The sequence below is a fragment of the Streptomyces sp. NPDC050315 genome (assembly GCF_040655775.1).
In the GTDB taxonomy this organism is placed as follows: Bacteria; Actinomycetota; Actinomycetes; order Streptomycetales; family Streptomycetaceae; genus Streptomyces.
Map to the genome: position 1 here is coordinate 378,254 of NZ_JBFAKN010000004.1, position 13,967 is coordinate 392,220.

Consider the following 13,967-nt stretch of genomic DNA (forward strand, 5'->3'; position numbering starts at 1 on the left):
TGGGTTGGGTGAGACGGGGGCTCAGTGGTGCTCGGCGAGCGCGCCCTGGACGTAGTTGCAGGCCAGCAGCACGAAGACGTACGCCTGGACGGCCTGGATGAACAGCTCGAAGGCGGTCATCACGATGGTCATCACGAAGGAGGCGCCCGCGTAGACGAAGCCGACGCCGTTCGCCAGGTAGAAGCTGGCGATGGTGAACATCACGATCAGCATGTGGCCCGCGAACATGTTCGCGAAGAGCCGGACCGCGTGGGTGAAGGGCCGGATGATCAGGTTCGAGAAGAACTCGATGACCATCAGCAGCGGCAGCACCGCACCGAGCGACTTGTCGTAGCCGGTGATGTTCTTCCAGCCGCCAACGAAGCCCTGCTTCTTGAAGGTCAGGAACACCCACAGGACCCAGACCATGATGGCCAGTCCGGCGGGGAAGGCGATGACCGATGTCACCGGGAACTGGGCGAGCGGAATGATCGACCAGATGTTCATGATCCACACGAAGAAGAACAGCGACACCATGAAGGGGACGTACTTCTCGCCCTCCTTCTTGCCGAGCGCGTCGTACACGAGCCCGCGGCGCACGAAGTCATAGCCCGCTTCGGCGATCATCTGCATCTTGCCCGGCACGACCTTCGCCCGGCCGAAAGCAGCCCAGAAGAACCACACCACGACGACGGTGCTGAGCACGGCCAGCAGCATCGGCTTGTTGAAGTTGAAGCTGCCGATCGAGAAGAGCGGCTCGAAGACGAACGAGTGCAGGCCGGGAGCCTCGAAGCCACACCCTGGAATGAAGAGGTGACACTCGGTGTTAAAGGCGAGCGTATTCATGTCAGCACTCACCGCGAGCTCCTTCAGCGTGGCGCATAGGTACGGCAACCTCGTTGTGTCGGCGCGGCGTTGATCCGCGGAACGGCACTGGACTGGTCTTACGGATTTGGGGGCGGCACTTCGGCACTGGGCCGGTTCGCGTCACAGGCGGGGGCCGCAGGAGAGGGTCGTCCTGCCCCGGGGGACTCGGGAGCCGCGCCGCCTGCGCCAACTGTGCCGCAGATGGCACCGGACGATAGCAGGCTTGCGTGGCTGCGTTTATCCCGGCCCTACGTCTCACGTCGCGGACCCCGCCGTTTCCGCGCGCTTCGCTTCGGCGGCGTCGGGGTCGACATAGAGAATCTTCGCCTTCATGTACGCGCGGGCCTGTGCGGCGATCCACACAAGGGTCGACGCGAGCAGCGTGAACGCGAATGCCTTGGTGTCGAAAAGGGAGGTGTCCTTGAACGCCATCAGGAAGACCGCGACGAACAGGATCTGCACGGCGTACAGCATGAGCCCCATCATCTGGAACAGCCCGGGGTACTTCCTGGCGGTCTGCTGCAGGACGACGAGGCTGACCCCCATCACGAAGAGCACCAGCACCACGCCGAACACGGCACCGATCGCGCCCTTTCCGCCGGCGACCAGCGCACTGACGACGACAGCGAGGGCGCCGACGACAAGCGTAGGGACGAGGGCACGAAGAAACAGGCGAGCGTCATGTGACTGCATGGCGGCGCTCCGGCGGGGTGGGGGCAGGTGTGCTCGCGGACGAGCGTAGACCCGGCACGACGGCGAGCTGACGAGCCGAATGGTCTGTCCGACTCGGGACTTACGGCTCTATCACCGGGTCTCGTGAACGGTATCACAAACTATTTGATGAGGTCTTTACCTACTTCGTGTGCCACCTGTCACACGTGAGCAGTACCCCGCGCGTTGGTGCACTGACAGCCGCCGTTTCGTGTGCTATAGGGCCGGAATGGCCCGATTTTCGATGTGGCGAACGTAATCTCGAAAAAAACTGCGGCAATTTTCCGGAACCGGAGCTTCAGTGCCGGCTGCCGGCCCCGCGCCAGTCGCTGAACCGGGATCGGTCGCCGATCGCGGTGGCTCCATGGATCCCCGCCGGCACCGGCTCCCGCTGCTCCTCGGGCTCAGCGGCCGCATCGGAGAGAGCGGCCTCCGGAGCCGTGCCGACCCGTCGCCGGTAGCGCGGCGGCACCATCCAGTTCGCCCAGCGCGGAGTCCGCGGCGTGAAGCGCGGCAGCAGCAGGAGGACCAGGCCCACCGCGCTCAGCGCGACGATGCCCAGGACGATCCAGACGCTGGCGTTGTTCACCGAGTACGCCACCGCACCGAACGCGATCAGGCCCGACCAGAAGTACATGATCAGCACGGCCCGGCTGTGCGAGTGCCCGACCTCCAGCAGCCGGTGGTGCAGGTGGCCGCGGTCGGCCGTGAACGGCGACTGGCCGTTCCAGGTGCGCCGCACGATCGCGAGGACCAGGTCGGCGAAGGGCACCGCGATGATCGTCAGCGGCAGCAGCAGCGGAATGTAGACCGGCACCATCGTGTGCACCGCGAGCCGCTCGGAGCCGGCGAACAGCTGCATCGCGTCCGGGTCCACCTGACCCGTGACCGAGATCGCGCCCGCGGCCAGCACCAGCCCGATCAGCATCGAGCCCGAGTCGCCCATGAAGATCCGCGCCGGGTGCATGTTGTGCGGCAGGAAGCCCAGGCACATGCCCATCAGGACCGCCGCGAAGAGCGAGGCGGGCGCCGCCGCCTCCAGGCCGTAGCCGTACCAGATGCGGTACGCGTACATGAAGAACGCGGCGGCCGCGATGCACACCATGCCGGAGGCGAGGCCGTCCAGGCCGTCGACGAAGTTCACCGCGTTGATGGTGATGACGACCAGCGCGACGGTGAGCAGCGTGCCCTGCATGGGGGTCAGCGAGACCGTGCCGATGCCGGGGACCGGGATCCACAGGATCGTCAGACCCTGCAGGACCATCACGCCCGCGGCGATCATCTGGCCGCCGAGCTTGATGAGCGCGTCCACGCCCCACTTGTCGTCCAGGACGCCGAGGATCCAGATGAGCGCGGCGCCCGAGAGCAGCGCGCGCGGCTCGTTGGAGAACTCGAAGACGCTCTTGATGTTCGTCAGGTGGGCGGCGACCAGCAGACCTGCGCACAGACCGCCGAACATCGCGATGCCGCCGAGCCGCGGCGTCGGTTCGCGGTGCACGTCGCGGGCGCGGATCTCCGGCATCGCGCCGGCCGCGATCGCGAACTTCCGTACCGGCCCGGTCAGCAGGTAAGTGACCGCGGCCGTGACGCACAGCGTCAGCAGGTATTCACGCACGGGCTGCCCCATTGGTATCGCTGGCCATCACAGCCACACACCATATGCGTGTCCGCCCCCCAGCCGTGAATGTAGGTATGGACGTTCCTCGTGCGGAAGTGGTTCCCGGATTCAGGCGTGCGGGGGATATGGCGGGAAGTGCCGGACCAGTTCCGTGGTCGCCGCACGCACCGCGCCGTCCTCCCGCAGCGCCGCTCCGATCAGCGCCCCGACACGTGCCATCTCGGCTTCCCCCATTCCCTGCGTGGAAACGGCCGCGGTACCCAGGCGGATGCCGGTCCTGCGTACCGAGGCGTCCGCCGGACAGGGCAGGGCACAGGTGTCCAGGACGATGCCGGCCGCGGCCAGCCGGCCGCGCGCCGTCCGCGCGTCCAGACCCACCGGCGCGGTGTCCGCGGTGATCAGGTGGGTGTCGGTGCCCCCGGTCGTGACCGTCAGGCCCTCCCCCTCCAGCGCCTCCGCGAGCGCCCGCGCGTTGGCCGTGACCCGGTGCGTGTACTCCCGGAACGCGGGCGTCGCGGCCTCCCCGAACGCCACCGCCTTGGCCGCCACCGTGTGCATCTGCGCGCCGCCCTGCGTGAACGGGAACACCGCGCGGTCGATCCGCTCGGCGAGGTCCGCGCCGCACAGGATCATCCCGCCGCGCGGGCCGCGCAGGACCTTGTGGGTGGTCGCGCACACCACGTCGGCGTACGGGACCGGGTTCGGCGCCGCTCCCCCGGCCACCAGCCCGATCGGGTGCGCGGCGTCCGCGATGAGGTACGCGCCCACCTCGTCGGCGATCTCCCGGAAGGCCGCGTAGTCGATGTGGCGCGGATACGAGATCGAGCCGCAGACGATCGCCTTGGGGCGGCGCCTGATGGCCAGCTCCCGGATGCGGTCGTAGTCCAGCAGGCCGGTGTCCGGGTCGACGCCGTACCCGGCGAAGTCGAACCACCGCCCGGAGAAGTTCGCCGGCGAGCCGTGCGTGAGGTGACCGCCGTGCGGCAGTGACATGGCCAGCACGCTGTCCCCGGGGCGCAGCAGGGCCGCGTAGGCGGCCAGTACGGCCGAAGAGCCGCTGTGGGACTGGACGTTGGCGTGCTCGGCGCCGAAGAGGGCCTTGGCGCGCTCGATGGCCGTCCGCTCGGCGAAGTCCACCATTTCGCAGCCGCCGTGGTGCCGGGCGCCGGGATACCCCTCGGCGTACTTGTTGGCGAGCGGGGAGCCCAGCGCCGCGAGGACGGCCGGGGACGTGAAGTTCTCCGCGGCGATCAGCTGGAGGCCCGCCGCCTGCCGGGCGCTCTCGCCGAGCAGCGCCTCGGCGATCTGCGGGTCCTGGGCGCGCAGCTGCTCGAAGCCGGGGCCGCTCCAGGCGCCCGGCGGGCTGGCGAGCGGCGACCCGTCGGTCTGCTGGCGGGCCGGCCGGGAGTGCGGGGTGGCGCTGCGGGTGGACGCGGGAGTCGCTGGCATCGCTCGCTCCGGGCCTCGTACGGGGGGACGTACGTCCAATGTAGGCGCGAAGCGGCGTCCGGGCGCGGTGTACGGCGGGACGGAGCGGCCGGGCGGGTGTCGGGGGCGGCTTACGGCCACGAGGCCGTCTGGCGGCGTCTGAGGCGACTCGGGCGCGGTGCGACGGGTGAGGCGCGGGCGGGCGCCTCGTACCGGTACGAGGTGCTTCTCAGGCGCGTGCCGGGACCCCGGTGAGGGCCGTGACGACCGGATCGAGGGCCTGGTTGATCTCGTCGCCGATGGAGCGGAAGAACGTGATGGGCGCGCCGTAGGGGTCGTGCACCTCGTCGGCCTCGGCGTTCGGCGCGAGCAGCCAGCCGCGCAGCGCGGCGGCCGCGCCGACCAGGGCGCGCGCCCGGACCACCAGGCCGCCGTCCGGCAGCGCCGGGTCCGGCCCCGGCAGGGTGGCCGGGTCTATGGCCTTCACCAGCCGGTTGAACTCCTTGAGCGTGAAGGTGCGCAGGCCCGCGGAGTGGCCCATGGAGATGACCTGGGCGCGGTGGTCACGGGTGGCGGTCAGCACCAGGTCGGCGCGGATGACGTGCTCGTCCAGCAGCTCGCGGCCGATGAAGCCGTCCGGATCCGCGCCGTAGTCGGCCAGGACGGTGGCGGCGTGGGTCTCCATCGGGGCGCCCTCGTGGCCCCAGGTGCCGGCGCTCTCCACCACGATCCCGCTGGTCAGCTCGGTACCGAGTCTGCGTTGCAGGCCATGGCGGTGCAGCCGCTCGGTGATCGGCGAGCGGCAGACGTTGCCGGTGCTGACGTGGAGGATGCGGAAGGTGTACTCGTCGTGCGTTCCCGCTATGCCACGCCCCTGCGGGGCCATCAATTGGCCACCTCGAGCTCGGGTACGACCTTGCGGAGCTCGTCGGCGTCGAGGGCGCCGGCCCGCAGCAGGCGCGGGATCTTGCCCGTGACGTCGACGATGGAGGACGGCACGGCGGCGGGGGTGGGCCCGCCGTCCAGGTACACGGAGACGGAGTCGCCCAGCATGTCCTGGGCGGCGTCGCAGTCCTGCGGTGAGGGGTGTCCGGTGAGGTTGGCGCTGGAGACGGCCATCGGGCCGAACTCGGTCAGCAGCTCGATGGCCACGGGGTGCAGCGGCATCCGCACGGCGACCGTGCCGCCGGTCTCGCCGAGGTCCCAGGTGAGCGAGGGCTGGTGCCGTGCGACCAGGGTCAGCGCGCCCGGCCAGAAGGCGTCCACCAGCTCCCACGCCTGCTCGGAGAAGTCCGTGACCAGGCCGTGCAGGGTGTTCGGCGAGCCGACCAGGACCGGCGAGGGCATGTTCCGGCCGCGGCCCTTGGCCTCCAGCAGATCGCCCACGGCCTCCGAATTGAAGGCGTCCGCGCCGATCCCGTAAACGGTGTCGGTCGGCAGCACGACCAGCTCCCCGCGCCGGACCGCCGAGGCGGCCTCGCGCAGGCCGGTCGCGCGGTCGGTCGCGTCGCTGCAGTCGTATCGCCGTGCCATTAGCGGGCCTCCTGGTGCGGAACGGTGGTGGGGGTGGAACGGCGCCCGGCGGCGGCCGGGGCCCGGTGGGGAACTGCGGATACGGTCACGGCGTCGCCCTGCGGGCGGTCGCGAAGCGCGGCCGGTTGTTCAGGTCGGGGTGGTCGGCCGCGTCCGCCCAGCCGCGCTCCTCGGTGAAGATCCACGGCACCTGGCCGCCCTGGGTGTCGGCGTGCTCGATCACGACGACGCCGCCGGGCCGCAGCAGGCGGTGCGCGGTGCGCTCGATGCCCCGGATCGTGTCCAGGCCGTCCTCGCCGGAGAAGAGCGCGAGCTCGGGGTCGTGGTCGCGGGCCTCCGGCGCGACGTGCTCCCACTCGGTCAGCGGGATGTACGGCGGGTTCGAGACGACCAGGTCGACCTGGCCGTCCAGCTCGGGCAGCGCGGTCAGCGCGTCTCCCTGGTGGAGAACGACGCGGGACCCCTCGACGTTCTTGCGTGTCCACACCAGGGCGTCCTCGGACAGCTCCACGGCGTGCACCCGCGAGCGCGGCACCTCCTGGGCGAGCGCGAGCGCGATGGCGCCGGAGCCCGTACAGAGGTCCACGATGAGCGGCTCGACGACGTCCATCGCGCGCACCGCGTCTATCGCCCAGCCCACCACGGACTCGGTCTCCGGGCGGGGCACGAACACCCCGGGACCGACGTGCAGTTCGAGATACCGGAAGAAGGCGCGCCCGGTGATGTGCTGGAGCGGCTCGCGGGCCTCGCGGCGGGCGATGGCCTCCCAGTACCGGGCGTCGAAGTCCGCGTCACCCACCGTATGCAGCTGGGACCGCTTGACGCCGTGCACGTGGGCCGCGAGCTCCTCGGCGTCGAAGCGCGGCGAGGGCACGCCCGCGTCGGCCAGCCGCTGGGTCGCCTGGGCCACCTCGGCGAGCAGCACGGACCGGGCGTTGGGCGCGCGGCCGGGCCGCTGAGGGGTGCCGTGTCCCCCGGGAGACTGCTGCACTGGTCCTCCAGCCGGTACGTACTTCGGTCATGCGGTGGGTCGGGGCGGGCGGGCCCGCCCGCCGCGGGGCTTACTGGGCGGCGGCGAGCTTGGCCGCCGAGTCGGCGTCCACACACGCCTGGATGACCGGGTCGAGCTCTCCGTCGAGCACCTGGTCCAAGTTGTACGCCTTGAAGCCCACCCGGTGGTCGGAGATCCGGTTTTCCGGGAAGTTGTACGTCCGGATGCGCTCGGAGCGGTCGACCGTACGGACCTGGCTGCGACGGGCGTCCGACGCCTCCCGCTCGGCCTCCTCCTGTGCCGCCGCGAGCAGCCGGGAGCGCAGGATGCGGAGCGCCTGCTCCTTGTTCTGCAGCTGGCTCTTCTCGTTCTGGCAGGAGACGACGATGCCGGTGGGCAGGTGGGTGATGCGCACGGCGGAGTCGGTGGTGTTGACCGACTGGCCGCCGGGACCGGAGGAGCGGTAGACGTCGATCCGCAGGTCGTTCGGGCCGATCTCGACCTCGACCTCCTCGGCCTCGGGCGTGACGAGCACGCCGGCGGCGGAGGTGTGGATGCGGCCCTGCGACTCGGTCGCGGGCACCCGCTGCACGCGGTGCACGCCGCCCTCGTACTTCAGGCGGGCCCACACGCCCTGGCCCGGCTCGGGCTGGCCCTTGGTCTTCACGGCGACCTGCACGTCCTTGTAGCCGCCGAGGTCGGACTCGTTGGCTTCGAGGATCTCGGTCTTCCAGCCGAAGCGCTCGGCGTAGCGCAGGTACATCCGCAGCAGGTCGCCGGCGAACAGCGCGGACTCCTCGCCGCCCTCGCCCGCCTTGACCTCAAGGATCACGTCCTTGTCGTCGCTGGGGTCGCGCGGCACGAGCAGCAGCCGGAGCTTGTCCGTGAGCTCCTCGCGGCGGATCTCGCCCTCCTTCACCTCATCGGCGAAGTCGGGGTCGTCGGCGGCCAGTTCCCGGGCCGTCTCGATGTCGTCCCCGGTCTGCTTCCAGGCGCGGTACGTGGCGATGATCGGGGTCAGTTCGGCGTAACGCTTGTTGAGCCGCATCGCCTCGCGCTGGTCGGCGTGGACCGCGGGGTCGGCGAGCCGCTTCTCGAGGTCGGCGTGCTCGCCGATCAGTTCCTCGACCGCCTCGAACATCGTGGTGTTCCTCTGCTGGCTGGGATGTACCTACCGGGTGGTGCCCGCGGGCGGCGGGCCAAGGACGGCAAAACGCCGGTCCGGTCGCCCCTCGCGAGGGGCGACCGAGAACCGGCGCCTTGTGGGTCGCTACTTCTTGGCGGACCCAGCAGCCTTGCCGAAGCGGGCCTCGAAGCGGGCCACGCGGCCACCGGTGTCGAGGATCTTCTGCTTGCCCGTGTAGAACGGGTGGCACTCGGAGCAGACGTCGGCGCGGATGGCGCCGCCTGCAACGGTGCTACGGGTGGTGAACGAGGCGCCACAGGTGCAGCTGACCTGGGTCTCGACGTACTCCGGGTGGATGTCGCGCTTCAAGGGAATCTCCTATGTATCGGGAGGGCACCGGGTCGTGCTCGCGGGATGCGTCACGTGAACCGGGGCCGACGGTCCAGTTTGCCAGTACTGGCCGCATCTCCCCAAACCGGGGGGCGGCTCCCGATATTCCCGGCCCTCGCGGAGCCGGACACGGGAGCCGCCTCTTTCACCGTACGTAGTTGCTCGTGCCGCCCTTGTCGCCGGCCGAGTCCTTCAGCGCCGACTTCGGGATCGTCTTGTCCTCCCGCAGCGCCTTCCAGACCTGCTTGTTCGCGGCCTCCAGCGGCAGCACCCGGTTCGGGTCCTGCGGGTCGTACGTCACCGGCAGCGTGGCCATGTTGATGTGGTCCGAGCCGATGCCGCCGACGCTCTTGGCCAGGTCGACCAGCGCGTTGACCGAGTTCAGCTTGGTGTCGGTGGTGATCGCCTTGGTGGCGGTGTCCCCGATGTCGTACAGCTTCGCCGGGTTCGAGAGCACCCCCAGCTCCTTGACCTGGTCCATCAGCGCCTTGATGAAGGTCTGCTGCAGCTGGATGCGGCCAAGGTCGCTGCCGTCGCCGCCGGGCACGCCGTGCCGGGTACGGACCAGGCCGAGGGCCTGCTCGCCGTCCAGCTTGTGCGTACCGGGGTCCAGGTCGAGGTGGCTGTCCGGGTCGTGGATGGGCTTCGTCGTGGTGATGTCGACGCCGCCGAGGGCGGTGATCAGCTTCTTGAAGCCGCTGAAGTCGACCTCGACGAAATGGTCCATACGGATGCCGCTCATGGACTCCACCGTCTTGACGGCACAGGCCGGGCCGCCGACCTCGTACGCGGTGTTGAACATGACGTGCTGCGCCGCCGGGGCCTGCTGCCCGTCCTTGGTGCACGAGGGCCGCGAGATCAGGGTGTCCCGCGGGATGCTCACCACGCTGGCCTTCTTGTGGCCCTTGTAGACGTGCACCACCATCGCGGTGTCGGAGCGGGCGCCGCCGCCGTCGGAGCCGTACTTGGCGTTGTCCCCGGCCCGGGAGTCCGAGCCGAGCACCAGGATGTCCATCGAGCCGTTGTCGACGTTGTCCGGCCGGTCGGCGCCCAGTGCCGCGTCGATGTCGACGCCCTTGAGGTTGCCGTTGAGCTGGTAGTAGACGAACCCGAGCCCCGCGCCGCCCAGCAGCACACAGCTCACCAGTGCGCACAGTGTGATCGTCAGCGCCCTGCGACGCCTCGTGGGTCCCTTGCGCCGGCGGCCGGTGGCGCGTATGCCGTGGGAACGGCTCGCGGCCGTCCGCGCGGCCCTGCTGCTCTCCGCCATCTGCTCCTCAGTCCTCTTGCTCGGCCGGCCTCGCCGTCCCCGGCTGTCACGTCCTCTCACCGGTGGTGGTCTCGCACCCCTTCAGACGGGAGGCATCCGGGAAGGGTTGCACAGACGGCGGGGCGGGCACGGCTGCGCCGACCGGGCGTGCCGGACTCGCCGTACGGCCGTTCGCACCTCGCTCACCAGGGTTTTTGTCCGGCTCGTCGGCCGCGCAACGGGACGTTTACGGACTTTATGTCTGTGCGGAAGGTCTCAGGAGGACCCCCTGGGCGCGCGGAATGCGTCACACGATTTTCATGGCGCGGCCGGCCTGCTCGCGGTACGACGAAGGCTCTCGCGGTACGACGAAGCCCTCCCCGCCACTCGCGTGACGGGGAGGGCTCCTGGACGTGCCGGGGCGGGCGTCAGTCGTTGCCGTTGCCCGGGGTCGGCGTCGTCTTCTGGATCTGCAGCAGGAACTCCGCGTTGGACTTCGTCTGCTTCATCTTGTCCAGCAGCAGCTCGATGGCCTGCTGCTGGTCCAGGGCGTGCAGCACCCGGCGCAGCTTCCACACGATCGCCAGCTCGTCGCTGCCGAGCAGGATCTCTTCCTTACGGGTGCTGGACGCGTCCACGTCCACCGCCGGGAAGATGCGCTTGTCGGAGAGCTTGCGGTCGAGCTTGAGCTCGAGGTTGCCGGTGCCCTTGAACTCCTCGAAGATCACCTCGTCCATCCGCGAGCCGGTCTCGACCAGCGCGGTGGCCATGATGGTCAGCGAGCCGCCGTCCTCGATGTTGCGCGCGGCACCGAAGAAGCGCTTCGGCGGGTAGAGCGCGGTCGAGTCGACACCACCGGACAGAATGCGGCCGGAGGCGGGGGCCGCGAGGTTGTACGCGCGTCCCAGGCGGGTGATCGAGTCCAGCAGGACGACCACGTCGTGACCCAGCTCGACGAGGCGCTTGGCGCGCTCGATGGCCAGCTCGGCGACGGTGGTGTGGTCCTCGGCCGGGCGGTCGAAGGTCGAGGAGATGACCTCGCCCTTGACCGACCGCTGCATGTCGGTGACCTCTTCCGGACGCTCGTCGACCAGGACGACCATCAGGTGGCACTCGGGGTTGTTGCGGGTGATCGAGTTGGCGATCGCCTGCATGATCATGGTCTTGCCGGTCTTCGGCGGGGCCACGATCAGACCGCGCTGGCCCTTGCCGATCGGCGCGACCAGGTCGATGATCCGCGGCGTCAGCGCGCCCGGCTCACCTTCCAGGCGCAGCCGCTCCTGCGGGTACAGGGGCGTCAGCTTGCCGAACTCCGGGCGGCCGCGGCCCTGTTCGGGCGCGACGGAGTTGACGGAGTCCAGGCGGACGAGCGCGTTGAACTTCTCGCGGCGCTCACCCTCGCGGGGCTGGCGGACCGCGCCGGTGACGTGGTCACCCTTGCGGAGGCCGTTCTTGCGGACCTGGGCGAGCGAGACGTACACGTCGTTCGGACCGGGCAGGTAGCCGGAGGTCCGGATGAACGCGTAGTTGTCCAGGATGTCCAGGATGCCCGCGACGGGGATGAGGACGTCGTCCTCGGCGACCTGCGGCTCGGCACCGAAGTCGTCGCGGCCGCGACGGCCACGGCGGTCCCGGTAACGGCCCCGGCGGCCGCGCCGGCCGCCGCCGTCCTCGTCGAAGTCGTCCTGGCGGCCGCCCTGCTGGCGGTTGCCGCCACCCTGCTGGCCCTGGCCCTGCTGGCCTTCGTTGCCGTCGTTGCCCTTGCGGCGGTCGCGGCCGCCGCGGCGGTCGCCCTTCTGGCGGTCCTGACGGTCGCCGCGGTCCTGGCGGTCACCGCGGTCCTGACGGCCCTCGCCGCCCTTGCGGCCCTCGCCCTCCTGGCCGGCCCCGTCCTTCTGACCGTCCTTGACCTCGGTCTTCGGCTCGGCCTTGGCCTCGCCGGCGGCGGACTCGGGGCTCCCGGCAGCGGCGGTGGCGCGGCGCCGGCGGCGCTCGCCGGCCGGCTGCTCGTCGCCGGCGCCCTGGCCGGGGATCTCGATCTGCTGCTGGCCGGCGGTGTCCGCGGCCTTCTCCGCCTTCTCGGCCTTGGCGGGCTTCTCGGCGGTCTTCTCGGCCGCCGCCTCGCCGGTACGGGCCTTGGAGGTGGCCCGGCGCTTGGGCTTGGCGGTCTCTGCGGGCGCGTCGGCGGGGGCCTCGGCGGCCTTGGCCGCACCGGCTCCGCCGGCGGCCTGCTTCTCCTTGATGACCTCGATGAGCTGGCTCTTGCGCATCCGCGCGGTGCCCTTGATGCCGAGGCTGGAGGCTACCTGCTGCAGCTCGGCCAGGACCATGCCCTCGAGGCCGGTGCCGGAACGGCGTCGCCGCGAGGCACCAGTGGCGGCCCCGGTGGCAGGCGCGGCGGGAGCGTCCGTGGCGGGCGCTGCGGCACTGCCATCGGTGCGTACGCCCATCAGATCGGTGGTGTCGCTCACGAAGGGTCCTTCCCTGGAGCGGGCGTCGGCCTGTCTGGCTCGGCGACCGGTTGTGCTGTCCGACCGCGGTCCCTCGACGTTCACGGGCCGGGCCGGGGCGGTGGTCCCGCCGAATTCGGCGGAGAGATCAGTTCATGGTTCCGACGCGAAAGATGCTGCGCATTCATGCAGGTCACGCTTCATGCACATCACGCCGATTCCGGAGCGTGCTCGCTTCTGCTTTAGGTAGTTACTCCAAGCAGGTTGGGAGGCTCCCGGAAGAAAAGTGGTCCCGACTGGGGACACGAAGCACCACGCCGCTGCGGCGTCGGGTACTCACTTGAGGTTAACACTACCGGATCCAACAAACATTCCCCCTCTCTCAGACCGGCAATCCGTCGGTCACCCCGCGAGCGGCAGGACGCTCGTCCCCGCCGCGTCGAGGGACAGCCGGTTGGCCGCCCATCCCTCGCCCGCCAGGCGCGCGACCTTGTCGGCCGCTCCCTCCTCGACCAGCGCGAGCACCGTCGGGCCCGCACCGGACACGACCGCGGGGACACCGTCCGCACGCAGTCGGTTCACCAGGGCCAGGCTCTCCGGCATGGCCGGCGCGCGGTACTCCTGGTGAAGTCGGTCCTCGGTCGCCGCCAGCAGCAGCTCGGGGCGCCTGGTCAGGGCCTCGACGAGCAGCGCCGCGCGACCGGCGTTCGCCGCCGCGTCCCCGTGCGGCACGGTGCGCGGCAGCAGGCCGCGCGCGGCCTCGGTGAGCACCGGCTTGCCGGGCACGAAAACCACCGGAACGACGGAACGGGCGGGCTCCATCCTGATGGCACGCGCCGCACCGGCGTCCATCCAGGACAGCGTGAATCCGCCGAGCAGACAGGCGGCGACGTTGTCGGGGTGGCCCTCGATCTCGGTGGCCAGTTCCAGCAGCGCGGCGTCGTCGAGCTTCTGCTCGCCGCCTATGGTCACCGCCCGGGCGGCGACGATGCCGGCGCAGATGGCCGCCGAGGAGGAGCCCAGGCCGCGGCCGTGCGGGATGCGGTTGGCGCACACGACCTCGAGGCCGCGCGGCTGCCCGCCCAGCAGGTCGAACGCGGTACGCAGGGACCGTACGAGCAGGTGGCTCTCGTCGCGCGGCAGGGTCTCGGCACCCTCACCCGCGATGTCGACATGCAGTCCGGAGTCGGCGACGCGTACTACGACGTCGTCGTACAGACCCAGGGACAGGCCGAGGGCGTCGAAGCCGGGACCGAGATTGGCGCTGCTGGCGGGGGTGCGCACCCGGACGGCGGCGGCGCGGAACGCTGGACCGGCCATCGCTCGATGACTCTCCTTGATGTGAAACTGCGGTACTGCCCCTGAGCGCCGCGGTGCCGAGGCACCTGATCGACTCATGGGGTCCGTTCTGACCTGCCCTGCACACCACTGCACTATGCCGCGGGGAGGGGAGTTGGCTGCCAGCCTATCGAAGGAAGGTTCAGTGGCGACATAGGGCGCACGGGAGGCGCACGATGCGTGTCGCGCGCCCTCTCATGCCACACCACTCACTTTGCAGCCTTTGCAGGGTTTGCCCTGTGGGGCGGAACGGGACCGGTGCGACAGTCGCGCCGGCCCCGTGGAAC

Annotated in this window: 12 protein-coding genes; all 12 read right to left on the minus strand. The window is 70.4% G+C overall.

Translation table 11 applies throughout. The features are described 5' to 3' along the window. Positions 1 to 21: 21 nt before the first annotated feature. The 12 genes from atpB to thrB all read right to left on the minus strand — a co-directional run bounded on the left by atpB (position 22) and on the right by thrB (position 13,662). Positions 22 to 837 carry a F0F1 ATP synthase subunit A gene (gene atpB / locus AB0I82_RS16955; RefSeq protein ID WP_363258027.1) on the minus strand — a complete coding sequence of 272 codons (816 nt, stop codon included), beginning with the start codon at positions 835 to 837 and terminating at the stop codon, positions 22 to 24. Positions 838 to 1,101: 264 nt separating this feature from the next. Then, positions 1,102 to 1,539: a hypothetical protein gene (locus AB0I82_RS16960; RefSeq protein ID WP_363258028.1), complete on the minus strand. Its 438-nt coding sequence runs from the start codon at positions 1,537 to 1,539 to the stop codon at positions 1,102 to 1,104. A 316-nt stretch (positions 1,540 to 1,855) separates the two neighbouring features. Continuing rightward, positions 1,856 to 3,184 carry an MraY family glycosyltransferase gene (locus AB0I82_RS16965; protein WP_363258029.1) on the minus strand — a complete coding sequence of 443 codons (1,329 nt, stop codon included), beginning with the start codon at positions 3,182 to 3,184 and terminating at the stop codon, positions 1,856 to 1,858. Positions 3,185 to 3,283: 99 nt separating this feature from the next. Continuing rightward, positions 3,284 to 4,624 carry a serine hydroxymethyltransferase gene (gene glyA / locus AB0I82_RS16970; protein WP_363258030.1) on the minus strand — a complete coding sequence of 447 codons (1,341 nt, stop codon included), beginning with the start codon at positions 4,622 to 4,624 and terminating at the stop codon, positions 3,284 to 3,286. Between the two features lie 208 nt (positions 4,625 to 4,832). After that, a complete protein-coding gene (locus tag AB0I82_RS16975) occupies positions 4,833 to 5,489 on the minus strand; it encodes a protein-tyrosine-phosphatase (protein WP_363258031.1) in 657 nt (218 codons plus the stop codon). After that, positions 5,489 to 6,136 carry an L-threonylcarbamoyladenylate synthase gene (locus tag AB0I82_RS16980; RefSeq protein ID WP_030258559.1) on the minus strand — a complete coding sequence of 216 codons (648 nt, stop codon included), beginning with the start codon at positions 6,134 to 6,136 and terminating at the stop codon, positions 5,489 to 5,491. The genes AB0I82_RS16975 and AB0I82_RS16980 overlap by 1 nt, the downstream gene beginning before the upstream one ends. A gap of 85 nt (positions 6,137 to 6,221) precedes the next feature. Then, a complete protein-coding gene (gene prmC / locus AB0I82_RS16985) occupies positions 6,222 to 7,061 on the minus strand; it encodes a peptide chain release factor N(5)-glutamine methyltransferase (protein ID WP_351598252.1) in 840 nt (279 codons plus the stop codon). Between the two features lie 136 nt (positions 7,062 to 7,197). Continuing rightward, positions 7,198 to 8,268 (minus strand): peptide chain release factor 1, encoded by a 1,071-nt coding sequence (prfA, locus tag AB0I82_RS16990; protein WP_363258032.1) that lies wholly within the window; start codon positions 8,266 to 8,268, stop codon positions 7,198 to 7,200. 129 nt (positions 8,269 to 8,397) lie between these two features. Then, positions 8,398 to 8,622: a 50S ribosomal protein L31 gene (gene rpmE, locus AB0I82_RS16995; protein WP_030258568.1), complete on the minus strand. Its 225-nt coding sequence runs from the start codon at positions 8,620 to 8,622 to the stop codon at positions 8,398 to 8,400. 166 nt (positions 8,623 to 8,788) lie between these two features. Beyond that, positions 8,789 to 9,913 carry an LCP family protein gene (locus AB0I82_RS17000; RefSeq protein ID WP_363258033.1) on the minus strand — a complete coding sequence of 375 codons (1,125 nt, stop codon included), beginning with the start codon at positions 9,911 to 9,913 and terminating at the stop codon, positions 8,789 to 8,791. A gap of 407 nt (positions 9,914 to 10,320) precedes the next feature. Then, positions 10,321 to 12,363: a transcription termination factor Rho gene (rho, locus tag AB0I82_RS17005; protein ID WP_363258034.1), complete on the minus strand. Its 2,043-nt coding sequence runs from the start codon at positions 12,361 to 12,363 to the stop codon at positions 10,321 to 10,323. A gap of 381 nt (positions 12,364 to 12,744) precedes the next feature. Continuing rightward, complete coding sequence (gene thrB / locus AB0I82_RS17010) at positions 12,745 to 13,662, minus strand: homoserine kinase (protein WP_363258035.1); 918 nt, start codon at positions 13,660 to 13,662, stop codon at positions 12,745 to 12,747. Positions 13,663 to 13,967 lie beyond the last annotated feature (305 nt).

What these genes read in the sequence shown, in the direction of transcription:
- AB0I82_RS16960 (WP_363258028.1), bottom strand. Translation starts at nt 1,539, where the DNA reads ATGCAGTCACATGACGCTCGCCTGTTTCTTCGTGCCCTCGTCCCTACG.
- AB0I82_RS16965 (WP_363258029.1), bottom strand. Translation starts at nt 3,184, where the DNA reads ATGGGGCAGCCCGTGCGTGAATACCTGCTGACGCTGTGCGTCACGGCC.
- glyA (WP_363258030.1), bottom strand. Translation starts at nt 4,624, where the DNA reads ATGCCAGCGACTCCCGCGTCCACCCGCAGCGCCACCCCGCACTCCCGG.
- AB0I82_RS16975 (WP_363258031.1), bottom strand. Translation starts at nt 5,489, where the DNA reads ATGGCCCCGCAGGGGCGTGGCATAGCGGGAACGCACGACGAGTACACC.
- AB0I82_RS16980 (WP_030258559.1), bottom strand. Translation starts at nt 6,136, where the DNA reads ATGGCACGGCGATACGACTGCAGCGACGCGACCGACCGCGCGACCGGC.
- prfA (WP_363258032.1), bottom strand. Translation starts at nt 8,268, where the DNA reads ATGTTCGAGGCGGTCGAGGAACTGATCGGCGAGCACGCCGACCTCGAG.
- AB0I82_RS17000 (WP_363258033.1), bottom strand. Translation starts at nt 9,913, where the DNA reads ATGGCGGAGAGCAGCAGGGCCGCGCGGACGGCCGCGAGCCGTTCCCAC.
- thrB (WP_363258035.1), bottom strand. Translation starts at nt 13,662, where the DNA reads ATGGCCGGTCCAGCGTTCCGCGCCGCCGCCGTCCGGGTGCGCACCCCC.